This is a genomic window from Nocardia sp. bgisy118 (genome assembly GCF_057708605.1).
On sequence record NZ_JBYISM010000010.1, the window covers coordinates 39,260 to 63,878 of the forward strand.

The 24,619-nt window shown below is 67.6% G+C and carries 22 protein-coding genes; 5 read left to right on the forward strand and 17 right to left on the reverse strand.

Annotated elements, in window-relative coordinates; genetic code table 11:
* Window positions 1–20: 20 nt before the first annotated feature.
* Window positions 21–230, forward strand: a complete 210-nt coding sequence (locus AC3EO7_RS14685) for a hypothetical protein (protein ID WP_435591467.1) — start codon at window positions 21–23, stop codon at window positions 228–230.
* Between the two features lie 184 nt (window positions 231–414).
* Here AC3EO7_RS14685 and AC3EO7_RS14690 read toward each other — a convergent pair whose 3' ends face one another.
* The 13 genes from AC3EO7_RS14690 to AC3EO7_RS14750 all read right to left on the reverse strand — a co-directional run bounded on the left by AC3EO7_RS14690 (window position 415) and on the right by AC3EO7_RS14750 (window position 15,940).
* Entirely contained in the window at window positions 415–1,857 is a 1,443-nt protein-coding gene (locus AC3EO7_RS14690) for an AAA family ATPase (RefSeq protein ID WP_431971308.1), read from the reverse strand.
* A gap of 509 nt (window positions 1,858–2,366) precedes the next feature.
* Window positions 2,367–2,720: a hypothetical protein gene (locus tag AC3EO7_RS14695; RefSeq protein ID WP_435591468.1), complete on the reverse strand. Its 354-nt coding sequence runs from the start codon at window positions 2,718–2,720 to the stop codon at window positions 2,367–2,369.
* A gap of 39 nt (window positions 2,721–2,759) precedes the next feature.
* Window positions 2,760–2,888 (reverse strand): hypothetical protein, encoded by a 129-nt coding sequence (locus AC3EO7_RS14700; RefSeq protein ID WP_435591469.1) that lies wholly within the window; start codon window positions 2,886–2,888, stop codon window positions 2,760–2,762.
* A gap of 302 nt (window positions 2,889–3,190) precedes the next feature.
* Window positions 3,191–3,679: a hypothetical protein gene (locus AC3EO7_RS14705; protein ID WP_431971306.1), complete on the reverse strand. Its 489-nt coding sequence runs from the start codon at window positions 3,677–3,679 to the stop codon at window positions 3,191–3,193.
* Window positions 3,680–3,684: 5 nt separating this feature from the next.
* On the reverse strand, window positions 3,685–5,424 hold the full coding sequence (locus AC3EO7_RS14710) for an RHS repeat-associated core domain-containing protein (protein WP_435591470.1): 1,740 nt from the start codon (window positions 5,422–5,424) through the stop codon (window positions 3,685–3,687).
* 156 nt (window positions 5,425–5,580) lie between these two features.
* Complete coding sequence (locus AC3EO7_RS14715) at window positions 5,581–8,262, reverse strand: DUF6531 domain-containing protein (protein WP_435591471.1); 2,682 nt, start codon at window positions 8,260–8,262, stop codon at window positions 5,581–5,583.
* A complete protein-coding gene (locus tag AC3EO7_RS14720) occupies window positions 8,259–8,585 on the reverse strand; it encodes a type VII secretion target (protein ID WP_431971304.1) in 327 nt (108 codons plus the stop codon). The genes AC3EO7_RS14715 and AC3EO7_RS14720 overlap by 4 nt, the downstream gene beginning before the upstream one ends.
* Window positions 8,586–8,827: 242 nt before the next feature.
* Entirely contained in the window at window positions 8,828–9,031 is a 204-nt protein-coding gene (locus tag AC3EO7_RS14725; RefSeq protein ID WP_435591472.1) for a hypothetical protein, read from the reverse strand.
* 107 nt (window positions 9,032–9,138) lie between these two features.
* Window positions 9,139–10,038 carry an allantoinase PuuE gene (puuE, locus tag AC3EO7_RS14730; RefSeq protein WP_431971302.1) on the reverse strand — a complete coding sequence of 300 codons (900 nt, stop codon included), beginning with the start codon at window positions 10,036–10,038 and terminating at the stop codon, window positions 9,139–9,141.
* A 13-nt stretch (window positions 10,039–10,051) separates the two neighbouring features.
* Window positions 10,052–11,023 (reverse strand): allantoicase, encoded by a 972-nt coding sequence (alc, locus tag AC3EO7_RS14735; RefSeq protein WP_435591473.1) that lies wholly within the window; start codon window positions 11,021–11,023, stop codon window positions 10,052–10,054.
* Window positions 11,020–12,273 carry a DUF6986 family protein gene (locus tag AC3EO7_RS14740; protein ID WP_435591474.1) on the reverse strand — a complete coding sequence of 418 codons (1,254 nt, stop codon included), beginning with the start codon at window positions 12,271–12,273 and terminating at the stop codon, window positions 11,020–11,022. Before AC3EO7_RS14740 ends, alc begins: the two co-directional genes overlap by 4 nt.
* The gene (locus AC3EO7_RS14745; protein WP_435591475.1) at window positions 12,270–15,086 is read right to left on the reverse strand and encodes a molybdopterin-dependent oxidoreductase; all 2,817 of its coding nucleotides are present in this window, start codon (window positions 15,084–15,086) and stop codon (window positions 12,270–12,272) included. The genes AC3EO7_RS14740 and AC3EO7_RS14745 overlap by 4 nt, the downstream gene beginning before the upstream one ends.
* Window positions 15,083–15,940, reverse strand: a complete 858-nt coding sequence (locus AC3EO7_RS14750) for an FAD binding domain-containing protein (protein WP_431971298.1) — start codon at window positions 15,938–15,940, stop codon at window positions 15,083–15,085. The genes AC3EO7_RS14745 and AC3EO7_RS14750 overlap by 4 nt, the downstream gene beginning before the upstream one ends.
* Before the next feature lie 271 nt (window positions 15,941–16,211).
* On the opposite strand from AC3EO7_RS14750, the gene AC3EO7_RS14755 reads away from it, so the two are divergent.
* Together AC3EO7_RS14755 and AC3EO7_RS14760 are read left to right on the forward strand one after the other, a co-directional pair.
* The gene (locus AC3EO7_RS14755) at window positions 16,212–18,848 is read left to right on the forward strand and encodes a tetratricopeptide repeat protein (protein WP_435591476.1); all 2,637 of its coding nucleotides are present in this window, start codon (window positions 16,212–16,214) and stop codon (window positions 18,846–18,848) included.
* A 329-nt stretch (window positions 18,849–19,177) separates the two neighbouring features.
* A complete protein-coding gene (locus tag AC3EO7_RS14760) occupies window positions 19,178–19,555 on the forward strand; it encodes a hypothetical protein (RefSeq protein WP_435591477.1) in 378 nt (125 codons plus the stop codon).
* Between the two features lie 27 nt (window positions 19,556–19,582).
* On the opposite strand, the gene AC3EO7_RS14765 is transcribed toward AC3EO7_RS14760, so the two are convergent.
* The 4 genes from AC3EO7_RS14765 to uraD form a co-directional block, all read right to left on the reverse strand.
* The gene (locus tag AC3EO7_RS14765) at window positions 19,583–20,953 is read right to left on the reverse strand and encodes an 8-oxoguanine deaminase (RefSeq protein WP_431971295.1); all 1,371 of its coding nucleotides are present in this window, start codon (window positions 20,951–20,953) and stop codon (window positions 19,583–19,585) included.
* Complete coding sequence (gene pucL, locus AC3EO7_RS14770) at window positions 20,941–21,846, reverse strand: factor-independent urate hydroxylase (protein WP_435591478.1); 906 nt, start codon at window positions 21,844–21,846, stop codon at window positions 20,941–20,943. The genes AC3EO7_RS14765 and pucL overlap by 13 nt, the downstream gene beginning before the upstream one ends.
* A gap of 2 nt (window positions 21,847–21,848) precedes the next feature.
* The gene (gene uraH, locus AC3EO7_RS14775; RefSeq protein ID WP_431971293.1) at window positions 21,849–22,166 is read right to left on the reverse strand and encodes a hydroxyisourate hydrolase; all 318 of its coding nucleotides are present in this window, start codon (window positions 22,164–22,166) and stop codon (window positions 21,849–21,851) included.
* 73 nt (window positions 22,167–22,239) lie between these two features.
* A complete protein-coding gene (gene uraD / locus AC3EO7_RS14780; RefSeq protein WP_435591479.1) occupies window positions 22,240–22,743 on the reverse strand; it encodes a 2-oxo-4-hydroxy-4-carboxy-5-ureidoimidazoline decarboxylase in 504 nt (167 codons plus the stop codon).
* A 204-nt stretch (window positions 22,744–22,947) separates the two neighbouring features.
* On the opposite strand from uraD, the gene AC3EO7_RS14785 reads away from it, so the two are divergent.
* Together AC3EO7_RS14785 and AC3EO7_RS14790 are read left to right on the forward strand one after the other, a co-directional pair.
* Window positions 22,948–23,559 (forward strand): nucleotidyltransferase family protein, encoded by a 612-nt coding sequence (locus AC3EO7_RS14785; RefSeq protein ID WP_431971291.1) that lies wholly within the window; start codon window positions 22,948–22,950, stop codon window positions 23,557–23,559.
* A gap of 15 nt (window positions 23,560–23,574) precedes the next feature.
* On the forward strand, window positions 23,575–24,615 hold the full coding sequence (locus AC3EO7_RS14790; protein ID WP_435591480.1) for an XdhC family protein: 1,041 nt from the start codon (window positions 23,575–23,577) through the stop codon (window positions 24,613–24,615).
* The last annotated feature ends 4 nt before the right edge of the window (window positions 24,616–24,619 follow it).

Sequence of the window (24,619 nt, forward strand, 5' to 3'; positions counted from 1 at the left end):
CCCGAGCCAAGGAGGCCATCATGACCACCGCCGAACGGCTCCGCGCCGAAGGCGAAGCCAGAGGCGAAGCCAAAGGCCGCGTGAACGCGCTGGTCGAGCTGCTGACGATCAAATTCGGAACAATCCCGGCCGGGATCACGGATGCGATCCACACCGCAGACCCGGCCGAAGTGCGCACCTGGACCACCCGCGTCCTCACCGCAACCACACTCGACGACATCTTCGCCTGACCGGCGCCGACCTGTTTCGCGCGCCGATCGGCCGTCAGCACTTCTTCCGCAGCGCCGACCGCAATTCGAGGAAGTACACTTCCACTAAGTACACGCCCGTCACAGGTGATCGGCTGATTCCCGCTCGAGACCGAGCCCCTGGCATCGTGACGCGCAGGATCGAAGTCGACGGGCAGGCGGAAGGCTAAGCGGCGTAAAGCATGTCCGAGTCGACCAGGACCACATCCTCCGCCGCAGCTGTGTCGATCAGCGCGGGCATGAAACCCACACCGCTGTAGCAAGCCAATCGCGTTCGGCTCGTGTCGAACTTGTCCGAGAGCAGGTCCCGGATCCGCCGCAACCGATCCAGATGACCGAGGCCCATCCTGTCGTTCCATTTGGCCTCGCCGATGGACAGCAGCGCTTCGCGACCGTCGGAAAGTTCACCGAAGACCGCGATATCGACTTCGTGCGTGGTCTTTTGCGCGGGTTCGTTGACCATCCCGCTCGCCACCCGGGTGACGTGCCCGCCGAAGAAGTCATCGGGCGCGTAGCCCGCAACCCAGGCGCGGCAGATCTCCTCGAAATGCGGCCCCAGCACGTTACTTTCGAAGCGGTGGCGCCGACGCTCCCACAGTCGCTCCGACCGGCGTCCATGTTCCCACTCCGTCCAGTCAGGGCGCTGGATCGCGTGGTAGAAGGCCACCAGCGGTTCATTGATCTGATAGAGCATGCGGTTCCCACGGAACGCGTCGCGCTCTCGGCGCAACAAGCCGCAGTCTTCGAGCACCGTCAGTGGATGAGTGATGTCGCTGGCTTTGCGTCCCACATACGACGCGATCCCACCGCTGGTCGCGTTGCCCTGCGCGACAGCTGCCAACACCGAGTGGTACAGGCCGGGATCGCGCAATCCGGGTTCCTCGCTGAGCAGATACCGTGCTTCGCGAAAGAGCGGGCTCGAAGGGTTGAGAACTGTTCGCAGCACCCAGTCGTCGAAGTCGTCTAGATTCACGGGTGCGTCCCCTTCGACGAACTCTCGCCGATAAGCCGGAGTTCCGCCGACGATCGCGTGCACCTGGATCGCCAACCGTGGATCACTGATACCCCAGAAGTCGGCGGCGAGCCGATAGTCCAGGGTAGGGACGATCAACTCGAGTCCCGCTCGGCCCCGCAGCGGCGCGCCACCCGCCAGCAGCGAACCCATGAACGACATCGCCGAACCACACAACAGCAGGCGGGCACGCGACCGCAATCGCTCCGGCCTGCGCGGCGCCAACGCCGATTGAATGATCGACGGCAACTCGGGACTGGCCTTCACAAGGTAGGGAAACTCGTCGATGACAACCGGAACCTCGCGGCCTTCCGTCACCGTCAAGAGCGCATCGACAGCCTGGCGCCAGTCATCGAACCGAATGGGCAGACCCGAACCACTGAACTCCGCGACCGCCGCCGCGAAGTACCGCAGTGACTCAGCCTCGGTGGCCTGGTCCGCCGCGAAGTAGAACCCTCCCGTTGCCTCGCAGACCGCCTCCAGCAGGAAGGTCTTCCCCTGCCTGCGCCGCCCCGACACCACTCCCAGCGTGGCATGCGGCTGCCCGCTCGTGACGAACCGCGCCAAGGCCCGCCACTCGCGCTCGCGGTCGAACATGTCGGCTGGCTTCTCGATGCCCAGAACCTCCGCCCCAATTTGAGGAAGTATATTTCCACTAAGTATACATCCTCAAAATCTCCGCAGGTCAGCCGGTGCCCTTGCGCATCGGATGCGGCGCGGTGGTCCAACTCGGGGTCGAGGCCAGGAAGGTGCGCTCGAATCGAGGGTGCGATGCAATCCTTCGCGCACCGGCGGCATAGATCGTGGCGGTACCGCGGCCCGGGTCACAGATGCGGACCGAATACCTCGAGCGACTGCACGTTGCTCATATTCACGTCGCGGTACTGGCGAGCGGCGCTTCGGCGGCGTAGTTGCTCGCAGCGGCGACGTCGAAAATGCCAGTCGGACGGATATTTCCGAAGCTTCGGCTGCTCTGCGCACGATGACGAGACGAGATAGCTGGCGCGCACATCGCATCCGGGACGCCGGAGGCATGGCGAGGCGGGCATCGCGTCTCGCGGCCATATCAGTCACGCCGCACCAATCGGCAGACACCCCAACGCCTCTCACGCCAGCCCGGACTCATCGGACGGCGGTAGATGATCAAACATTCTCATCCAGAGAAGTATTCGGGATTCACTCTCGTCAGCTAGGAACATCTTAGATCCGCCACGCTCGGGATAAACCGTGACCTTGTTAAGAAACTCTTCTGGATATTTCGCCAGCAACTCCACGAGCTGCTCGGTTCGATGCCGCAGGTCGGATCCACTCTCGGTTCGCCGCAGTCGTCTGATATATGTGCAGCATGTCGACTGTTCGAACGGGCCGGTAACAATGGCAAGTCGATCATCCATCGCAGCAAGTATCTCGGTGTCGCAGATCCCCGCGAGGACAGCCATCGCCACCAGCCGCCTCAGCACACTCTCATCCATAGACCACCAGTAGCGATGATGGAGACCTCAGCGATTGGAGGAATGGGGAACTACCCTCTGGGGCAGAATGCCCTTGTCCCATTCCTTATCGAGTAAATCGAAATCACTGAACGGATGCTTGCGTTCAATCGTAGCCTGCAGCTCGGTACCGCTCAACGGATCAACAATACTGTTGGTGTCCGATAGAGGCGCTACTTCGGACCAGTGGCATCGACGGAGCTTCGACACCATATAAGCGAGACTCCGAGCCGTCGGGCGTTGGTGAATTCATAATAGTACCAACGTACGGTGTTATTCTTACAGTTTGGACACCGCCCCGGGTCGGTCCTGTAAACCACGGGTCCATCGGGAGCAATGCCGACCAATTCGTCCTGCGTATACCTAGTCCATGCCACCAACGTCATGGCCTCATACAGCTAGCATCCTCGGCCCAGCATAGGCGCGAACGAGGACGAGTCCTACCAAAGGGTGATGGACCATACGCAATCAGCAATCAGGATGTCGTCGATATCCTCTGCAGTAACGATTACCTGAGCGCGAGACGAGGGGATCGAATAGTACTTGAAGTCATGGAATTCGGTATCCATCTTTCGAATCGAACTCCCTCGAAGAGCTATCGACTCCTTGAGGTCGCTCAAGGAGATTACGAGCGGAGCCTCGCCTACCAAAGCTGCTATCGAACTCGGTACGTGCGCATTCCAGCGAAGTCTGTGGACCGCAATTATCGCACTGAAACAGGTCCATCCTAGGAGCGGGTCGGATTGGAATCCAAATTCGATCAGTCCGTAGTCGCGACGGAAATTCTTCCTTCGCTTATCCATATCGTCCACATAGCTCGGGTCACCAAACGCGCCATCAATATCTGCAACGGTTGCGCCGTTTCGGAGCCCGAGCAGGGATCCCGTGCACGCAACATCGGCCAGGTACTCAGCGAACCGCGTCGTCATGATAGCTATCCTATCCGCTCCAGCGCCTTGACAAGAAAATGCAATTCAACCGCCCGATTGCTATTGTTTCCCCAATTATTGGAATTCATCTCGGTCATTGCTGCACGAGATTTAGAGATCAGATCCGCTCGGAGATCCGCATTTGAATTGATCTCATCTAACACGCGACGCATTTGAGTATCCGTTGGAAGGCCATGTGACATCCTGATTCCTTCCACACCTACTGTCCCGTCATGGTGGGCAAAGACTCGAACCTCGTTTCGCCCGATGTGTACGTGAGCGCCCTTCGTTGCCCAGTCCGAATCCATCGGAGAGACCCGGACCGGACAATTCGGCACCAGACCCAGCGGGTCAGACCACACCAAGGGGTTGTGTGGATAAGTTTCAGGATTGGGCGCTGGAACCAGCCCGAGCGGGTCGCCGGTGAGATAGCGACCGATCACCGGGTCGTATGCTCGGAAAAAATTGTAATGGAGGCCGGTTTCGGGATCATGGTACTGGCCGGGAAGCCGCAGCGGAGTAGAGGCGATGCCTTGCCAGGTGGTCGCGCCCCAGAGTTCGGTGGTCGCGGAGCCAACGGTCTGCCCGGTAGCCGGGTCTACGAGTTCGGTAGGGGTGCCGACGAGGTCCGTGATAATGGCGAAGAATTCGCGGTCGATAGTGGTTTGGGTGATCGGCCTGTGAGTTTTCGGCTGGTGATTCCAGCGCAGCACGCCCTGTGGGTGCATCTGTTCGATCAGGTGGGTCCGGTCCCATGTGTAGTCGGTGCGCTCGAGGACCGCGCCGTCGTTCATGAGGTGTTGTTTGGAGGTGCGACGGCCGAAGGCGTCGTAGGTGTAGTGCCACCACTGCCGGTCCGGCGTATACACATCGGTCAGCTGGTCGAAAGCGTTGTAGCGGTAGTGCCAGATGTCGGGTTTGCGGGATAGGCGGGTGGTTTCCTTGCGGATGAGGCGGCCGGCTTCGTCGTAGTGGTAGCGGGTGTGGCCGTCGCGGATGAGCAGGTTGTTGCGGTACTCGCGGCGGTTGTCGGTGGGGAAGTCGGTTCTGGTGGCGACAGCGGTGGCGCCGGTCGAATCCGGTGTGGTCGAGATGTTCTCGGGCAGTTGGCTGCTGGTGATGTTGCTGAGGGCGTCGTAGGCGTATCGCTCGGTGGTTCGCCCGTTGGCGGTGACCGTCGTGACGCGGCCGATCGCGTCGAGGGCGTAGTCACGAACGACGCGTACGGTGTCCGGGCGGGTGGTGGTGTGCGTGGCGATGTATCCGTCTGGGCGCCAGGTGTAGTCGTCGCGGCGGAGGAGGCTCGGAGCGTGCGGGATCGAGGGATCGTGGGCGGGCGCGGGGTCCGCGTGCACTTGCTGCTGGGTGACGAAGCCGTGCGATGAGAGTGTCTGGTCGACGGTGATCGCACCGAGACGCCAGCCGGTGCTGCGGCCAGCCGCGTCGTGGGCGAAGGCGATGGAGTGGCCGTCGGTGGTAAGCCCGGTGATGCGGCTGGTGTGGTCGTGCTCCCAGGTGGTTGTCGAGCCGGACGGGTTCGTTCGACCGATGCGACGGCCGTGGTCGTCGTACTGGAAGTGCATCGCCGGGCGGTCGTCGACACGTTGGGAAGCGAGGCGGCCTTCGGCGGTGTAGGTGGATTCGACGATGTGCGTGCGGTCGTTGCCGACGCCGGATACCGCGGTGAGAGGCCGTCCCACCACATCGTGGGAGTACCGAACCCATTCGCCGGTCTCGGCGTGCACTTCGATCAGCCGCCCGAGGATGTCGTAGCGGTTGCGCCTGGTTACGCCGGTGGCAGCGGTAATCGCCGAGACTCGCCCGGCGGCGTCGAAGTCGTATCGGCTCTGCGCGCCGGTGTAGTCGACTTCGCTGACGATCCGCCCGGCCGGGTCGTAGGTCTAGCGCCACGTGTGGCCGAGTGGGTTCACCACCGCGACCATTCGACGTTCGGTGTCCCACGTGTACCGGGTGACAGTCTGATCAGGCTCCGTGCGCGAGGTCAGTAGGTCGAACGCGCCGTAGGTGAAGCGCGTCTGCCCGCCTGCACGATCGATGTGGGTGCGGAGATTGCCTTCCCCGTCCCATTCCCACGTGGCCGTGTGGCCGTCGGAGTCCGTGCGGCACAAGAGCTTTCCCTCGGGCGACCATTGATAGCGGGTGATCGCGTTCAGGGGGTCGATGACGGTGACGGGCCGGCCGAAATGGTCGCGAGTGATCCGCGAGATTCCGCCGTGCGGGTCCACGACGGTGATCGGCAGCCCGGCCGCATTCACTTCGATTTCCGTTCGCGCGTCAGTGGATTCGGTGATCGACGCGACGGCACCGGATCGGTGATGGGTATGCACGGTGCGCACACCCGCGCTGTCGACGATCGCGGCGAGGTTTCCTTGTTCGTCGTATTCGAAGCGCCTGACGGACCCATCGGCGCCGGTGATCGCGACAGGCCGGTTGCGGACCTGGTACTCGACGGTGATCGTCGCCTCGTCCGGGCGAGTGACCGCAGCGAGGTCGCCGTCACCGGTGTACTCGTAACGAGTGATCGCGCCGTCGGCGGCGATCACTCGGACGGGCTTCCGGTCGTCGTTGTAGTCGGTGTGGGTGCGGGCTCCTGTCGGATCGATCGTGTCCCGCAACCGCAGGTCGTCGTCGAATTCGAAGATGGTGACCGCGCCGAGGGAATTCGTGAACGTTGTGCGGCTGCCAGACCCGTCGGGAAGTGTGTCGTAGCCGAACTCGGCCGACATGATGCCGTTGGTGCCGTGCTGGCGGATGACGCGTCCGGCACCGTCGTAGACGTTGTGCATCTGGTTGTCGTTGGAGTCCGTCCACGACAGCATCCGATGCTGGTCGTCATAGGTGTAGCGAGTCGTGGCGCCGACGCCGTTGGTGATCGACACCAACTCGCCCGCTTCGTACGCGAATTCGCGAACACGAGTGGTGATCTCGGTGCCGTAGGCATCGCGACCGAGCACCGAAAGCGCCGTGACTCGCCCGTCGGCGGTGTCTACTCGCACGCGGTAGCCGCCGGAATGGGTGACTTCGGTCGGCGTGCCGTCGATGTCGTAGTGGAAGCGGACCTCGTTGTGGTGGCGGTCGGTGATCGCGGTGATCGGGTAGTCGCCGAGCAGAGTGGGCAGTGCGCTGTGGGTGGGATCGGGCGTGAAGTGCCAGGTGATTTCGCGATCGGGGTCGAAGACCCGGTATCCACCCGATTCGGTGCGGGTCATCGTCCAGCGCGGTGAACGGCCCGAGGGAAGCACGGCGATGTCGGGCGCGGTGTGCGGGTAGGCGAGGAGCATTCCGTCTTCGCCGACGAAGGTCACGCCCTGCTGATCGACCACCACGCGCATGTCCAGGGTCGCCGACCAGGATGGGCCGAACCAGCGTCCGAACCGGTAGCTCGACCGATGCCTGCGGCGCAGTTCGAGGTTCAGTACTCCGGGCAACTCCACATCGGTTTCCGGGAGCAGGAATTCACCGGTCGCGGCGTCAACCGGGTCACCGCAGCTGTTGACATCCTCCGGCTTCTGCGTGTCCTTCGGATTGTTGGTCCGTGCTTCGTCCCCCACGCCCTCGTTCGACTTCTTCGGGCTGCTGGGATTGTCGGTCTTGCTCGGCGAATTCGTGCCCGCCGGATTCGTATTGTCGGGCGAATTATTCGGCGAATCAGGCTGTTTCGACGGGGTGTCGGAGGGCTTCGTCTCCGCGCTAGCGGGCTTGGTGTCGGTGTTGGCGGGTTTCGTATCCGTCGATGCCGGTGTCGTGTCGGTGTCGTTGGTCGTCTTCTTCGACGGACGAGCGCCCGTCGGGGTACCGCCGCGCTTCCCCGTGAGTTTCCTGATGATGGAGGCGAACGCGTCTTTCAGCTTGCGTAGCAACGGGGTCAGCTTCGACATGGTGCTGGCGAGCTTGCGGAACAGCTTGGAAATCGTGGTCAACGTCTTGGCGACGTAGACAGTTGCCTGCATTGCCACCACCGGGGTGCCGACGCCGAGCGTGAAGATCGCCTCCGCGGCCCACACGGCCAGCCTTCCGACCGCCTGAGCGACGATGTCGCGCACCATCATGCGCACCGCGGCCACCACACCGCCCGCCATCTGAATGGCCTGCGACGCCGCCTCGGCCGCCTTCGTCGCGGCGGCCAGCGCGTCGGCGGTCTCGGCTGCCCGCGCTCGATAAGCGGTCGCTGTCGCGCCCTGCCACTCGGAGATGTCCTTCTCGACCGCCTGCTTGTGCGCCTCGGCCGCCTCGTTGATCTTCTCCGAAACATTGCTCCAGGTCTTGGCATACGCCTCGATCTGATCCGGATCACCGGCGACCCAGTTCAATGCCTCCTGCAACGGCTCGACATGCTCGATCAGCCACCCGACACCGAAACCAGCCAGCGTGCCCAGCGGATCGACCACCACGGCGGCGACCTCGAGTCCGACGCCGACGACGCCCAGACCCGCCTCTACCCACGAGCCGGACGAAATCGCCTTGTAGGTATCCGAAACCGTCTCGAAAAGCGCGACGCCCGAATACCACTCGGTGGAGTCCTCGGCCTGCGCGATCAGCGGATTCGACTGGCCGTCACTCACTTGGTGGACCCGTTCGGCTCGACCGCCTTCAGGTTGCTCGCATTCGAACTGTCGGTGCTCTCGTAGCCGTCGGCCACCGTCCGCAGCTTCCCCGCGTCCTCACCGACGGCCGTCACGGCGGCCTCCAGCGCCGCGATCCCGTCGGACTCGACCGAATCCACGAACAACGGCGGCAGAAACGCACAGATCTTGCCGAACGCCTCGGTGGGAGCCGACACCGCCTTCGCCGCCTCCAACGCCTGCCCCAGAGGCTCGGCCAGCTTCGCCACATTCGACGCGTGCGTACGGACCCGCTCCGGATCGACGTTCAGGTTTTCGGCCATGAAGCACCACCTCCCCCACCCGGGACTTACACCCAGGTCGAAACCTCCTGTGGCACCGCACGAATGCCCACGATGATCATAGCTAGACGTCATCGTCGGCCACGGCGACCGGCAATCGCTGTGCGAGAGTGCCTGTCAGCACTACGAACCGCACCGATGCCGGGCACACAAAAGGAAGCTCCGGACGAAACTCTCGTCGCCCGGAGCCAACTTCGTTGATCACCTGCGCATCCGAGCGCTGACTACCTCGCCACCGCCGACCAGCCGTAGTACGTCACGGATGCACCCGGAGCCACCGTCGCGGTGGGTTCACCTGTGCAGTCGTTGGTCGCGAACACCAGGAAGTCGCGCTTGCTGCGGTTCTGAAAGTGGATGTCACGCGGGAAGCCGCTGGCCCAGCACGAGTCCAGGTTGCTCAGCTCCAGCTGGTTGTCGATGATCACCACTTCTCGACCGTCCCCGCCCCCGAACGATCCGGTGGGGATGGCCGAGGCGGTGGGAGCCGCGAGGGACGCCGCTGTGCAGCACCACCCACTCCTCCGTGGCCCGGGGATCAGCTCGCTTCCCGTGGGTGCACAGTCCGCCAATGGTCGGCGATATCGATGCGGCGGGTGATCCACACGCGGTCGTTGGACTGCACGTGGTCGAGGAAGCGCTCGAGGGCGGCGGTGCGGGCGGGGCGGCCGACGAGGCGGCAGTGCAGGCCGATGGAGAGCATCTTCGGACTGCCTTCCGCCCCTTCGCGATACAGCACATCGAAGGCGTCGCGCAGGTGGGCGAAGAACTGCTCGCCGCTGGGGAAGCCTGCCGGGGAGGCGAAGCGCATGTCGTTGGTGTCGAGGGTGTAGGGCACCACCAGGTGATCGCGGCCGCGCACGGTGACCCAGTAGGGCAGGTCGTCGGCGTAGGAATCGGAGTCGTAGACGAAACCGCCGTGCTCGACGACCAATTCGCGAGTGTTCGGTGAATCGCGGCCGGTGTACCAGCCGCGCGGCGCGGCCCCGGTCAGCTCGGTGTGCACGCGCACCGCCTCGGCGAGGTGGGCGCGCTCGGTCTCGATGTCGGTGAGCTGGTAGGACTTCCAGCGCAGGCCGTGGCAGGCGATCTCGTGGCCGAGTTCGGTGAATGCCGCCACCGCCTCCGGGTTGCGTTGCATCGCACTGGCCACCGCGAACACCGTCAGCGGAAGTCCGCGGCGCTCGAACACCCGGAGCACCCGCCACAGTCCGGCGCGGGAACCGTACTCGTAGAGCGACTCCATGCTCATGTGGCGATTCGGAAACGCCTCGGCCGGAGTGATTTCCGAGAGGAAGGTCTCCGAATGCGGGTCGCCGTCGAGCACGTTGTTCTCCCCGCCCTCCTCGTAGTTGAGCACGAACTGCACCGCGATACGCGCCGCATCCGGCCAGCGCGGGTCCGGCGGGTTCGGCCCGTATCCGACAAAGTCCCTCATGCACCCAGCTCCCTCATGCACCCAGCTCTCCGTACAACCGCAGCCGCGCGAGACCACCGTCGGGATAGATGTCGAGGCGCACCTCCTCGACCGAGGCCGCCATCGGCGTGATCGGGAATCGGTGCCTGGTGTCGGGCAGCAGTTCGGTGCGGGGCAGCAATTCCACCTCGGTGCCGTCGTTGGTGCGACCGGTGAGCCGCGCCGCGCCGGGGCTGTTGCCGAGAAAGTACGACGTGTCGATCTCGGCGAGCCGGATCAGACCCGGCCCCGCCAGACGGACACGCACCCAGTCGTTTCCGTCGTCGCGGCGGCGCGCGGTTTCCCATCCGTCGCCCATGCACCGCGCCGAGCCCGGGTAGAGCAGCTGGTTCGGTGAACTGTAGAAGCGATTGGAGCAGTCCAGCACCAGCGCGCCGTTCTCCAGCGCCGCCAGGTCCAGGGGGCCGAGGCCGACCAGCGCCGGATCGGGCCGGCCTTCGCCGTGCACGCGCAGCCGCGCCACACCGCCGTCCGGATGCATGGTGAGTCGCACGTGGGTCCACCGCTTGTCGCTGTCCACGGGGAACGGATTGCGGGTGTCTCCGGCGACCGGTGCGTGGACGATCAGGGTCACCCAATCCTTCCGGCCCACCAGGGTTTCGGCGGCGGGATAGCCTCCGACCTCGAGCGCCGACAGCGAGACCGCTGGCGGATAGTTGCCCCGAAACCACGCGGTGTCCACCACGACGCCGCGGATCACCCCCGGCACACCGAGCCGCACGATGGCCGAGTCGTCGCCGGGCACGCCACGGTGCCTTCGGGTCTCCCACCCGTCGTAGATCTGGCCTTTGTGCCCGAAGGTGGACGGCCGATACTCGGGGGCGCCGGGATTGATCAAGTTCTCCTTCTCCGCGAAGAACTCGTCGTTGGCCCAGATCACCGCGCCGCCGAGCGGGCGGACCGCCAGATCGGGCAAGAGCGTGAAGTGCCCGTCGGCCTCGTTCATCGCTTCTCCCGCACGCCTGGATCACCGATCCACTCGCGGGCCGCCAGCGCCCGTAGTACCTCGTCGGTCAATTCCGGTGCTGCCGTGGTCAATTCCGCGCCGGACCGTGCGCCACAACGCAGCCCGCGCAGCACGGTGGCGGCCAGCGCCTCGGCGGTGGCGGGTTCGTCCACCACTCCCGAGGCAGTGTCGTGCCGCGCCAGGTAGGCCCGCAGCCGTGGCACCGCGACGTCGATCGCGCCGCGGAAGAACGCGTAGGTCGCCATCCACCGGGTGATCAGGTGTCCCGGGTGCATGTCCCAGCCCTGGTAATAGCCGCGGCGCAGTGCCCGGGTGACGAGCCGATGATGTTCGCGCAGTGCGGCTTCCGGTTCGGCGTCCGGCACGATCTGCGTGGAACCGTCGCACACCCAGACGCCGGTCTGCGCCGCGGCCGCCTGCATGACGGCCTTGGCGTGGTCGGCGGCGGGATGATCCAGCGCCTGGTCGGTGGCGGCCACCCCGCACGCCGCGGTGTAGTCGTAGGTGCCGAAATGCAATCCGGCGCAGCGTTTTCCGGACAGCTTGATCATCTTGGCGACCGGCACGCTGCCGTCGGACCCGACGATCGCCTGCGGGCTTTCGATCTGCAACTCGAAGCGCAACGTCGCGTCGGCGAGCCCCGTGCCACGCTCCAATCCCTCGCAGAGCGCGACGAGCGCCGAAACCTGCTCGGCGGCACGGATCTTCGGCACGGTGAAGACGAACCCTTCGGGCACTCCCCCCGCGGCGTCCAGCACGAGCTCGAGAGTGCGCAGGGCCCTGCGGCGTTCGATCCCCGCCAGTCCTTTGATCCGGATGCCGAATCCCGCTGGACCGTCGCCACCCGCGGCCCAGCCCGCCAGGATCTCGCCCGCCGCGATGGCGGCGGCGTCCTCCTCCTCGTCCGAACGGAAACCGTAGCCGTCCTCGAAATCGATCCGCAGATCCTGGACCGGTTCGCGCAGCAGCCGCTCCCGTACCGCGGGCAGGGTCGCCGCGGTGTCGAGCTCGGCGAGCGGTTCGCGGTGGGCGTCCAGCAGCTCGACGGCCGCGGCGCCCCACTCCGCCGGTGTGTCCGCGCCCGCCCGGTCAGCGGGCACGTAGACGGTGTGGATCGGTTGCACCCTGCTCCCCGGCCCCGGGTAGCGCGCCCGCAGGTCGGCGTCGACGGCGTCGAGCATGGCCTCGATCCTGGCCCGGACGTTCTCCGGCAGGCGTGTCACGGTCACCGTTCCTCTCCCTCCTGCATGGCGCGCCAAACCCGGTCGGCCGTCATCGGCAGTCGATGCATGCGCACCCCCACGGCGTCGCGGATGGCGTTGGCCATGGCCGGGGCGACCGGGTTGTACGGCGACTCGCTCATCGATTTCGCGCCGAGCGGCCCGAGTTCGTCGGCGGTGTCGGCGAAGTAGACCTCGGTCGAGGGTAGATCGGCGAGCTGCGGAATGTGGTAATGCCGCAACGTCCGGGTGGTCACCACGCCGTGTTCGGAGCGCATGTCCTCGTAGAGCGCGGTACCGATGGCCTGGGCCACCCCACCCTCGACCTGGCCGCGGCACTGCACCGGGTTGAGCACGACGCCCGCGTCGGCGGCCTGGATCGATTGCAGGACGCGGACCCGGCCGGTAGCCCGCTCGACGGCGACCCGGAAGGCCTGCACGTTGAAGCTGACCGAGCGGGGAATGCCGGTGTGCTCGCCATGCGCCGCCAGCTCGCCCGCCGCCGCGAGCTTCATCATGGGGATCAGTCGATCACCGCACCGCACGCCGTCCGGACCGAGGTCGCAGTCGCCCACCGGTGTGCCCGCGAGTTCGGCGGCCCGCGCCAGTAGCAGATCCTTCAGCGCGAGCGCGGCGGCATAGGCGGCCTTGCCCGCGACCACGATGCCGGTCGACCCGAACGCGCCGGTGTCGTGGTCGACGCAGTCGGTGTCCGACTGCCGGATCGCGATGCGCGCCGCATCGGTGTGCAATGCGGCGGCGGCCAGCTGCGCGATTACGGTCGTCGTTCCGTTACCGAATTCGGTTGTGCCTACCCTGATTTCGTAACAGCCGTCGGAGCGGAGCAGCGCGACGGCCGAGGAGCGGTGGCCGCGCGGCGGAATGGTCGCGATCATCGCCAACGCCATCCCCTCGCCCACCGACCACTCCGGGCCGGGCGCCGCTATCCCGTTGCCACGCACCAGAGCTCGTTGCGCGAGGTCGAGGCACTGATCGAGTCCGTAACTGCCGAACACCAGATCCCCCGGGTCCGGTGCGGCGCCGACGAACGCGTCACCGGGCACGACCACATTGCGCCTGCGGAAATCGAACGGGTCGATCCCGAGCTCTCGGGCCAGTTCGTCGAACGCCGATTCGACGGCGTAGATGATCTGACCGAGCCCGTAACCGCGGAACGCGCCGGAAGGGATGTTGTTGGTGTAGACCGCCGTGGCGTCCACGCGTTTGTTCGCGCACCGGTACACCTCGATCGATTCGCTCACCCCGTGATACATCACGCCCGGGCTGTGATTCCCGTAGGCGCCCGCGTCGGAGAGCACATCGACGGCCAGGGCGGTGAGCACGCCGTCCGCGTCCGCGCCCGCGGTGACGGCGACCCGCATCGGGTGCCTGGTGGTGGCGCCGGTGAACTCGGCGGAGCGGGTGTACTCGTACTGCACCGGACGTCCCGTGCGCAGCACAGCGAGCGCGATGAGGTCCTCCACCAGCATTTCCTGTTTGGCGCCGAACCCGCCGCCGACTCGGGCGGCGAAGACCCGCACCCGATCGCGTTCCAGCCCGAACACGTGGCACAGCTCGTCGCGGACCAGGAACGGCACTTGCGTGCTGCACCGGACGACGAGCCTGCCTTCGGCGTCCAGCCACCCGATGCCGCCGTGCGTTTCGAGGTGCACGTGTTGCGCGCGGGGGGAATGCCACGTGCCGCGAACCACACGCGCGGCGGCGGCCAGTCCCGCCTCGATATCCCCTACGCCGCCGTGCAATTCGGCGACCACATTGCGCGCGGGATCGGCGATGCGCGCCGAATCGGGTTTGTCGGCATGCAGTTTCGGCGCGTCCTCGGCCAGTGCGTCCTCCGGATCGAACACGGGGGGCAGCAGCTTGTACGTGACCCGCAGGGCGCGGCAGCCCGCCGAAGCAGTCTCCATACTGTCCGCGACCACGGCGGCCACGCGCTGTCCGACGAAACGCACGGTGCGGTCGAGGACGAACGTGTCGTCCGGGTCGTCGGCGCGCGACTCGTGCCTGGCCGTGGAGAACGGCACCGAGGGCGAGTCGGCGTAGGTCAGCACCGCCCGCACACCCGGAAGCGCCTCGGCGGCAGCGGTATCGATGGAACGGATACGCGCATGCGGGTGCGGGCTCGGGAGAACCGCGATGTGCAGTGGCGCGGTTGGGGGCGCGGTGGGGTCGTCGACGGCGGACAGCACGTCGAGAGTGAACGGCTCACGGCCGGTGACGATCCTGGGTCCTGCGGGCGCACGCACGCGGCCGCCGGATGGAAGCCGCTCGGGCACTACAGTTCCCGCTTGCGTGCCTTCGCCAACACGCGGCTTTTCGGGCGGACCCATCGACGCGGCTGGGCTTATGTCCGTTCGTTCCCCGTCACCTGTCAGCGCATCGCGAATCGCCCGATACCCGGTGCAGCGGCACAGGTTCCCCTTCAACAGTTCCGGAAGGTCGGCCGGGTCCGGCCCCGCTTCGGTTCCGCACTCCAAGCCCGCGCCCGTGACCACCATTCCCGCCGTGCAGAACCCGCACTGGAACGCCGCCTCGTCGAGGATTCGCCGCTGCACTGGATGCAACCGCTCCGTATCACCGAGCCCGGCCGCCGTGGTGATGGACCGGTCCGCGACGCGGTAGGCGGGGACGAGGCAGGAGTGCACCGTCACGCCGTCCAGCCACACCGAGCACGCGCCGCAGTCACCCGCGTCGCACCCCGTCTTCACGGCGAAGCATCCGAGCTCGCGCAGCAGGGTGCGCAGACACTGACCGGGGCTCGGTTCGGCGTCGACGATGCGGCCGTCCAGCGCGAATTTCATGGCCGCCCACCGGGTTCGGCGCGGAGCTCGGCGGCCACCTCGGCGGCCAGCAGTCCCGTGACGTGCCTGCGCCAATCCGGCGCACCGTGCGGATCGTCGAACCACAGCGCCGGATCCACCTCGTCCAGCGCTTCGGCCACCGCCCGGTCGTCCGGCACGACCTGGAAGTCGAGCACGACCGGACGGGTGGTCGCCGCGGTGAGCGTCAGCACGCACCGGTCGCCGGGCTCGCGTCGACCCATCACCAGCGCGCCGGAGCGTCCGAGCGGCGCGAGCGCGATCTTCCGAAACGCGGTGCGCGCGAGCAGTGTCCGCTCCGGGACGGCGATCGAACGCAGCACCTCGCCCCGGCGCAGCACCGTCAGGCCGGGACCGATCACGAACTCCCGCAGCGGAATCAGGCGATCGCCACCCCCGGCCGCCCACACCAGTGCGACGCCGTCGAGCGCGACGAGCGCGGCGAGCACCGCACCGGCGGGCAGCGCGAGACACACGTTCCCGCCGACCGTCGCGCTGTGCCAGATCTTGTGCGAGGCCACCAGCGCGCGGCAGGCCTGCGCGAACAGCGCGGTCCCCGGCCATTGCGGCCACCGCGCGTCGCCACCGAGCTCGCGCCCGGGCGCGGCATCGGCGAACTGCGCCAGAGTGCAGGTCGCCGCGATCTCCAGCCCCTCGGTGGTGGTCGTGCACGCGGGCCAGCCCAGCTCGGTGATATCGACGAGCCGCACCAGCTGCGGCTGCGGCTCCGAGAACAGGAAGGTGCCCCCGGCCAGCACCCCCGTCGCCCCGCCGAGGGCGGCCAGGTCGGCCCGCCCCCTCGCCACCGTCACCTCCCGGATCGTGTCCAGGTCCACGTCGCTCACCTCGCTTCACAGCGCCCTGCCGCCACAGTAGGGGCCGCTGGTTGCCGCGGTGTTGCGCGACACCCGCCCCTGATTGCGCGTCGGTTACCTCGATCGTCCTCCGCGGCCCCATCGAAGGCACGCGCGGCGGACAAATCGGCCACCGAGCGGCGGCACCTTCTTGACCTGGTCAAAATGCCGCTGCTACCAAGGAGTTGTCCGGAGCGGCGGTGCGACGAAGCCCCCGTCCGGAGGAACATCCACGGCAGCGGGGAGGTGCTCGGTGGACCGAGCCGTCCGACCGGAACAGCGTCCTGGGGACAAGTACGGCATCGCCGAGCGTCGCAGGATCCGTGCCTTTCTGACCGGTCTCGGACTGACCGAACATCAACTGCTGGAGCCGCTGGCCGGTGAGCTGCGCCAGCGTGGATGCAGGCCGCGCCAGGCTTGGCGGCTGGCGAACGAACTGACCCAGAGTTCGGTCGCCGAGCGGTACAACCAGATCACCGACAACCCGCGGGCCACCATGCGGGCCAGCCGGATCTCGGAGTACGAGGCATGGCCGACGGCGGGATCCTCGGCCAGGCCGACCATCCGCGTGCTGAAGATCCTGTCGACCATCTACGGGACCAGCTGGGAGCAGCTGGTCGATCTCGCCGACCTGGAACTCATGCCCGCCGCCGAGCGCCTCGAATTCCAGGAGGCGATCGCCCGGCGCTCCGACGACCGGAGCCGGACCCCGGTGAGCGCAGGTCTGCCACCCGAAGTGCCGCATTTCACCGGCCGCGTCCTACCGAAGAAGGAACTGCACGAACGTGTGCACCGGCACATGAACGGCGACGGACCCGCTGTCCACGTCATCGACGGACTGACCGGAATCGGCAAGTCGGCGCTCGCGAGATACGCGGTGGCGGCCTTCGCCAAGCACTATCCGGACGGCACGATCTGGGCCGACCTACACGGGCACACCGTCGGGCGGGACCCGCGCCCGCCCACCGACGTGCTGGAACAGCTGTTGCTCCAGATCGAGGTGCCGCGCGAGCGCATCGTCGACGATCTGACCGGCCGCGCCGCGCAGTGGCGCACCGCCATGCGCCAGCGCCGCATGCTCATCGTCTTCGACAACGTGCTCGACACCGCGCACGTCCGATCGCTGCTGCCGCAGGCCCCCGGCTGTCTGGTCCTGATCACCAGCCGTGGCAAGCTCACCGGTCTGGCCGAGGCCGCGCCGCTGCACTTGGACGTGATGGATTGGCGCGAAGCCGAGGAATTGCTGGTGAAGCTGGGCAATCTGCCGTCCGGGTACGACCGCGGCGCGGTGCGCCAGATCCTGGAGACCTCGGGACGGCTGCCGCTGGCGATCCGGCTGATCGGCGGCCAGATCGCCCACCACGGCGTCGATCTGCTCGCCGAGAGCGCCGCCGAGTTCGCCACCAGGGCTGAGGAGCTCAGGGGCGCACCGGGCGCGGACGCCTTCGGCGAATCGGTGGCCGCCTACATCCTCGATCGGTTCGCTGCCGAGGACGAGTCCCTTCGCGCCGCCTTCGAGACCTCGTACCAGCGATTGCAGACTCCGGCGCAGCGTCGCGCGGTGCGGATGCTCGGCTGGTTCCCCGGCCCCGAGATCACCGCCGAGTCGCTGGCCACGATGGCGAAGACAACACTCGGCGAAGCCAAGACGCTGATCCGTCAGATGTTCGAAGCGGGCTTTCTCGACCCAGCCGAGGGCGGTCCCGGCGGCTCGCGATACCGGATGCACGATGTGACCCGGCTGCTCGCCCGGTTGTACGCCGAGCGCGACGCCGCGCCGGGTGAGCACGCGATGACCCTCGAACGCCTCATCGCGGCGGGGCTCGCGGTCGCCCGCCGGGCCGGACCACACCGCCCGCACGTCTCGACCAGAAGCGTCAGGCATCCCGCAGTCGAGGCGAACGGCAGCGAGGCAGAGCAGGCGGTGGCTTGGCTACGCAGGGAACGGGAGATGCTGCTCGGGTGCATCGCCGCGACCGGTTCCACTGTCGCCGCAGCCGAACTCGCGATCCTCCTCGGAGCCGATGTGTTCGGTGAGGGACGCTGGTCGGACGCGCACTGGCTCTATCTCCGCGCGCTGGAGACGGCCACCGTCCTTCCGGATCCGGCCATCGAATGCGACGCGCTGAACGGCCTCGGTCACGTGGCGCGAATGGCATGCGCGTATCGCACCGCGCACGAGCACTTCGAGCGAGCCTTGGTGATCGCGCGCGACCTCGGCGACCCGGAGCGCCTGGCAACGACGATCTGGGGCTACGCCGAGGTGATCCGCCGCACGGGGGACTTCGAGAAGGCCATGCAGCACTACACCGATGCCGCCGCCCTCGCGCTGCGCACCGCCAACGACAAGCTGCGCGGCGATGCGCTGCGGGGCCAGGGCCACATCGCGCGGATGACCGGCGATCACGCCGCGGCGCAGCGGCACTATCAGGAGGCATTGCGTATCGCGCGCCGGATCGGTGACCCCACCGGCGAATGCTGGTCGCTGTGGGGCATCGGCAATATCACGCGGAAGTCCGGCGACTTCGATGCCGCGCGTCGCCGTTTCGTCGATGCGTACCGCATCGCCGCAGACATCGACGACTTCCTCTGCCAGGTCGACACGCTGCGCGGGCTCGGCCACGTCGAGCGCCGCTTCGGCGAATATGCTGCCGCGCAAGACTATTACGCGAAGTCGCGCGACCTCGCGCAACGAATCAGAGACCCGCACGGCGAGGCCGACGCCTTGCAAAGCCTCGGAAACGTCTTCGCCGATATGGGCCGCGATGCCGACGCGCGCGAGAATCTCTGTGCCGCTCTGGCGCTGTACGAACATCTGGGCGTACAGCTGACCGATCGAACACGCGCCGATATCGGGAGATTCGACTGCGGTTCGCAGCTCACCGAATAGGACGGACGCAAAGACCGCACGCGTCGTTCTCGAGACCGGCGCCGCATCCCTGCGCCCAATCGTGCGACAAGCAGCAGCGCGGCATCGATACCGAGGAGACCCCCGCATTAGACCGGCGCCGAACGGCGGTCTCACACGCTGGACGGCAGACTCGCGCCGCCGATTGTGATGTTTTCCCCGTATCCCTGCCGTTTCAGCAGGTAACGCGCCCGCGGACGGCGAAGAAATCGGCTCGGGCCGTGGGATCGCGAACGGTGGACCGCGGCTGTCACCCTGATATCACCTCCCGAATGCGGCGAGCGCCGTCCCGGACGAAAGGGGTTCGTGCCATGGCGATTACGGCCTCGGAATGGCTGATGACCAGCGATGTGGCGCAGGAGGTCGCGTTCCGCGTCGACCTGCCGGAGACCGGGCGCGGGCGATGGGTTCTCTCCTACCTGCCGACCCACCGCAGGCTCACCCGCGCGCAAGCGCTCACCGGTCTGGCCCTCGCGGAACAGGTCCTGCTGGACCAGGATTCGGACACGCCGCCGTTCGACACCGAGATCGCCACGCTGCATGCCGCCGAGCTCGGCTTGACCCTGTACGAGGTGATGTGCCTGCTGGCGCTGCGCGCCGGACCGCAAATCCTCGATCGCCCCGGATCGTCGGCCGACCAGGAGACCGCGAACACTGTCGCAGAGGGGACGACAGTGTTCGCGGCCTGACCGCGAAACCCGGTGTCCCCCAGCGATTCACCGCGCCCCGGCCACCAGCACCGCTTGCGCTCGCGCCACGTCGCGGCCGACCGATTCCTCGTCCACCGTGCGCACCTCCCCGTCGCGGACCACCTCGCGGCCGTTCACGAGCAAGGCGGCCAGTGGGGGCGGGGAGCCGAGGATCAGGGCGGTGACGGGGTCGTCGATGCCCGCGTGCGCCGGGGTGTCGAGCCGCCACAGTGCCAGGTCGGCGAGCTTTCCCGGTTCGATGGAGCCGATCTCGGCGGCGCGGCCGAGTACCCTGGCGCCGCCCATGGTGGCCAGCTCGAGTGCGGTGCGCACGGTCATCGCGCGCGGGCCACGGGCGGCGCGGGCGTAGAGCAGGGCGTTGCGGGGTTCCTCGATCATCGAGCCTGCCTCGTTGCTTGCGGCGCCGTCGACGCCGAGCCCGACCGTCGCGCCCGCGACGAGCAGGTCGGGGATCCGGGCGATACCGGCGCCGAGGCGTCCGTTGGAGGTCGGGCAGTGCGCGATGCCGGCGCCCGCCTCCGCGATGGTGGCGATCGCGGCGTCGTCGAGGTGGACGGCGTGGGCGTACCAGACGTCAGGGCCGATCCAGCCCAGCCGCTCCAGATACCGCGCGGGCGTGCAGCCATAGGTGGCGAGGCAGTAGTCCTGCTCGTCGAGGGTTTCGGCGAGATGGGTGTGCAGCCGCACGCCCTCGGCCCTGGCCAGGGCGGCGGACTCGCGCAACAGGTCCGCCGTCACCGAGAACGGGGAGCAGGGCGCCAGCGCGATGCGGACCATGGCGTCGAAGGACGGGTCGTGCCAGCGGGCGATCGCGTCGGCGCTCGCGGCGAGGACGGCGTCCAGCGACTCCACCACGGAGTCGGGCGGCAGACCGCCCGCGCTCACGCCGAGGTCCATCGCGCCGCGGCAGGGATGGAAGCGCAAGCCGACCGTCGCGGCCGCGGCGATCTCCGCGGCGAGCAGATCGCCGCCGCCGCGCGGGAACACGTAGTGGTGGTCGGCGGTCGTGCTGCAACCCGTGCGCGCGAGGGCGGCGAGCGCGCCGGTGGCGGCGATCCGCACCGACTCCTCGTCGATGCCCGCCCAGATCGGGTACAGCGTGGTCAGCCAGTCGAACAGGCTCGCGTCGGCGGCGAGACCCCTGGTGATCCACTGATAGAGGTGGTGGTGGGTGTTGACCAGCCCCGGGGTGAGCAGGCAGCCGCGCCCGTCGATGCGCGGCACGTCCAGGTCGGGCGCCTCACCCGGCCCCACCGCGCCGATTCGATTACCGTGCAGCACGACGTGGCCGCGGGGATACTCGGTGCCCGCCGCGTCGACGGTGACCACCGCGCAGCCGTCGATCACCAGCGTCGGTGCCTGGCTCACTGCTCCCACGCCTGCCCCGCGTCCGGCGCGTCCGCGCGCGCCACCGTGGCCTCGATGAGGCCGTACGGCCGGTCGGCCGCGTAGTACACCTCGCCGCGGTTCTCGATGCCGAATCTGCCGAGGTCGTAGTCGAAGTGGTGCTTGTTGGGCGCTGCCAGTCGGATCTCGGCGAGTACCGGGAACGACTCGAGCGCGGCCTTGCCCATCTCGAACAGCGTCTGCTGCAAGGCTTTCGAATGCTGGGTCGCGAAGACCGCCACCAGCCGGGCGCGGATGCCCGCGTAGATCGCGTCCCAGTCGACCCCTTCGGTGTCGGCGAAGCGCCACCGCGCGACCAGCGAGGTGGCCAGCATCCGGTCGCGGGTCGGCTCGAGCACGGTGAACTCGTCGGTGAGGAAGTCGGCGAACTCCGAACCGGTCGACTTCAGGATGACCAGGTCGCGCACGCCGCCGAGCACCCAGGCGCGCTGGGCGTCTCCCTTGCCCGCGACCGTCACCCGCGCCGTGCGCACCTCGGGCCCCTGCCGCGTCCAGGTGAAGTCGTGCTCCGCGCCGTCCACCGAAACCCGTTGCCAGGCATACTCCTCCACCTCGACGCCCGCGCTGGTGACCGGCTCGATGTCGTCGACGAAATGCCGAGCCAGCGCCAGCGCGTAGTCCTCCACGGGCTGCAAGCCGGGCTTCTTCGCGTAGGCGTACGCGGTCTGCTTCTGGCTGTCGGTGGGCAGCACCTTGGACTGGTCGCCCGCGGTGTAGGCGTCGGCGAAATCCCCGCGCAGCACCGTGGAGACGTTCACGTCGCGGATCTCGTGGCGCGGGCCGTCGCGGTAGATCCGGACGATCCGGTTCTCCGCCTTGCCGTATCGGTTGTCGGACAGCACGATCGGGCCGGACAGGGTCATGCTCAGCTCCCTCGGTAGGTGGAGAAGGCGTACGGCGACAGCAGCAGCGGGACGTGGTAGTGGCGCTCGCGGCCGACCACGAACGCGATGGAGACCTCCGGATAGAACGTCTCGATGTGCTGCCGCCCGAAGTAGGTGCTCGTGTCGAAGACGATCCGGTAGACGCCGGGCGTGAGGTCGGCTCCCAGGCCGTCGATCCGGCCGTCGGCATCGGTCGCGCCCGCACCGACGACCGCGTCACCCGCGAACAGGGTGACCGCCATTTCCGCGGCGGGCGCGCCGCGCACGGCGTCGAGGACGTGTGTGCTGAGTGTGCTCATGCCTCCGCCTCGCTGACGCTCGGCTCCGGCATGCGCACCGCGCGCAGGCACACGATTCGCTCACTGCGTTCGCTCATGCCGACTCTCCGAGCAACCGCCGCAAGCGGATTCGATTGATCTTCGCCAATTCGGTTCGCATCACAGCCCTTTCGGTCGACGGATCGTTGTGCAGCCGGGTGTTGAGCAGGTCGAGTAGTTCCGCGCCGGATCTGCCGGTCGCGCAGACCAGATAGCGGTGGCCGAACCGCTGCTCGTAGGCGCGGTTGCCCTCGGCGAGCGCGGCGCGCACCGCGTCGGTCGACGCTGCCACCCCGGACTGTTCCCGGGCCGAGGCCGCGCTGTCGGTCCGGTCGCCGATGCGCGGATGCCCGGCCAGTGCGCGGTCGATCTCGTCCTCGGGGAGTGCGGCGAGCACGGTGTCGGCGGTCTCGTACAGATCGTCGGCGCTGCGGTACGGCCGTCCGGCGAGCACCCCGCGCGCCAAGGCGGGCGACGCGCAACAGGCGAGCAACGCGGCGGTGGCCGCCGCGTCCGACAATGCGTTGAATCCGGTGATGCCGGCCGCCTCGTCCGTCATCGAACCAGCATCGAATACGGCGCGGCTGCGCGCCACCAGAAGGGCGGAGATCACCCTCGGCGTGTCGGACGACGCGCCCGCCGCCGGACAACCACCGTCCGCACCCAACGTGGGAAGCGCACCCCTCGCGGTTCATCGCAAACCACGCTTATCCGGCACTTTCAGGTAACCCCCCGGCAACGCGAGCGGTCTAGCGTGGGACACGTGGCTGCATCGCATCGCGCCGGGAACGCTCCGGCCGCCCGCACGGGTTGTGCGGGCATAGTGCTCGCCGCCGGCGCGGGCACCCGCTACGGCCGCCCCAAGGCGCTCGCCGAGGGCGGCGCTTGGCTGCGCGCCGCGGTGGACGCCCTGCGTGGCGGCGGCTGCGCGCCGGTCATCGTGGTGCTCGGCGCCACCGGACCGGCGCCGGAGACGGTCGGGCTGCCCGCGGGCGCGGTGCCCGTCTGGGCGGCCGACTGGGCGACCGGCATCGGCGCCTCGCTCCGGGCCGGGCTGCGCGCGGCCGCGCGGACCCCGGCGCGGGCCGTCGCGATCATGCCGGTGGACACCCCCGACGTCGGCGCCGCGGTCGTCGCACGGGTACTCGCCGCGGAGCAGAAGGCGCCGAGCGGGCTGGCCCGCGCTGTGTTCCATAACACACCCGGCCACCCCGTTGTGATCGACCACAAGCACTGGACCTCGGTGAGCGCCGAGGCGACAGGAGATTCGGGAGCGCGTACCTATTTGTCCAGTAGGGACGATATGGTGTGCGTCACGTGCGACGATTTGGCTACGGGAAGGGATCATGACTTCCCGGCCTCGACCGCACGCTGATCGGAGCGGAAACTGATGCGCGACATCGTCGACGACCTCATGCGGATATGGCACTCGGGCCGGATGGGTGGCCTGGCCACCGTCGTGCGGACGGTGGGTTCGGGGCGGCTGCCGGTGGGCACCGCGATGCTGGTCGACACCAACGGCGCCGTCTACGGCGCCGGGATGGGCGGCTCGGTGGAGACCGCGATGCACGAGGCGGCGGTGACCGCGGCGCGCACCGGGCGGCGGGCCATGCACCGCCTACCCGTGCCGCCCGGTGAGCCAGGAATGGACGCGGGCGGCATGATCGACGTCTTCGCCGAACCCTTCTCCCGCCATGATTTCCCCGAATTTCCCACTGTCGCATCCGAAATCGCCGCGCATCGGCGGGTTACCGTGTTCACCGTGGTATGGAACTCGGACCCCGATGTGATCGGCCAGCACCTGATCACCGGTCAGCCGCACAACACCGAACTGGTCGCGCTGCCCGAATCGGATGTATTCATCTCGTCCTTCGCCCCGCCGCCGCGACTGATCATCTTCGGCGCCAACTCCTACGCCGCGGCGCTGACCGTGCAGGCCGGGCTGCTCGGCTACCGCGTCACCATCTGCGATTCGCGCCAGGAGTTCGCCACACCCGAGGCCTTCCCCGGCGCCGAAGTGGTGGTGGACTGGCCGCACCGCTACCTGAACACCCTCTCCGCCGCGGGCGAAATCGATTCCACCACAGGCATTGTGGTACTCGCGCACGACCCGAAGTTCGAAATCCCTTTGCTCACGGTCGCTTTGCGCTTACCGGAGCTCGGCTACCTCGGCGCGACCGGTTCGTACTCGGCGCACACACGGCGCCTGGACGACCTGCGGGCGGGCGGTTTCGACGAAGCGACGCTCTCGCGCATGCACTCACCCGCGGGCTTGGACGTCGGCGCGCACACGGCGGCCGAAACCGCCGTGGCCATCACCGCCGAACTGCTGGCCGCCCGGTCGGGGCGGTCAGGGCGTCAGCAGTCCGAGAGCGCCGAGGTGATCCACGCGGAACAGGCGTTCAGCGCGCGGGCCACCGTCGGGTTGTGATCGC

Bases quoted from the DNA above. Each gene is read 5' to 3' on its own strand.
- AC3EO7_RS14685 (WP_435591467.1), top strand. From the start codon at position 21: ATGACCACCGCCGAACGGCTCCGCGCCGAAGGCGAAGCCAGAGGCGAA.
- AC3EO7_RS14690 (WP_431971308.1), bottom strand. From the start codon at position 1,857: ATGTTCGACCGCGAGCGCGAGTGGCGGGCCTTGGCGCGGTTCGTCACG.
- AC3EO7_RS14705 (WP_431971306.1), bottom strand. From the start codon at position 3,679: ATGACGACGCGGTTCGCTGAGTACCTGGCCGATGTTGCGTGCACGGGA.
- AC3EO7_RS14720 (WP_431971304.1), bottom strand. From the start codon at position 8,585: ATGGCCGAAAACCTGAACGTCGATCCGGAGCGGGTCCGTACGCACGCG.
- puuE (WP_431971302.1), bottom strand. From the start codon at position 10,038: ATGAGGGACTTTGTCGGATACGGGCCGAACCCGCCGGACCCGCGCTGG.
- alc (WP_435591473.1), bottom strand. From the start codon at position 11,023: ATGAACGAGGCCGACGGGCACTTCACGCTCTTGCCCGATCTGGCGGTC.
- AC3EO7_RS14745 (WP_435591475.1), bottom strand. From the start codon at position 15,086: ATGAAATTCGCGCTGGACGGCCGCATCGTCGACGCCGAACCGAGCCCC.
- AC3EO7_RS14760 (WP_435591477.1), top strand. From the start codon at position 19,178: ATGGCGATTACGGCCTCGGAATGGCTGATGACCAGCGATGTGGCGCAG.
- pucL (WP_435591478.1), bottom strand. From the start codon at position 21,846: ATGACCCTGTCCGGCCCGATCGTGCTGTCCGACAACCGATACGGCAAG.
- uraH (WP_431971293.1), bottom strand. From the start codon at position 22,166: ATGAGCACACTCAGCACACACGTCCTCGACGCCGTGCGCGGCGCGCCC.
- uraD (WP_435591479.1), bottom strand. From the start codon at position 22,743: ATGACGGACGAGGCGGCCGGCATCACCGGATTCAACGCATTGTCGGAC.
- AC3EO7_RS14790 (WP_435591480.1), top strand. From the start codon at position 23,575: ATGCGCGACATCGTCGACGACCTCATGCGGATATGGCACTCGGGCCGG.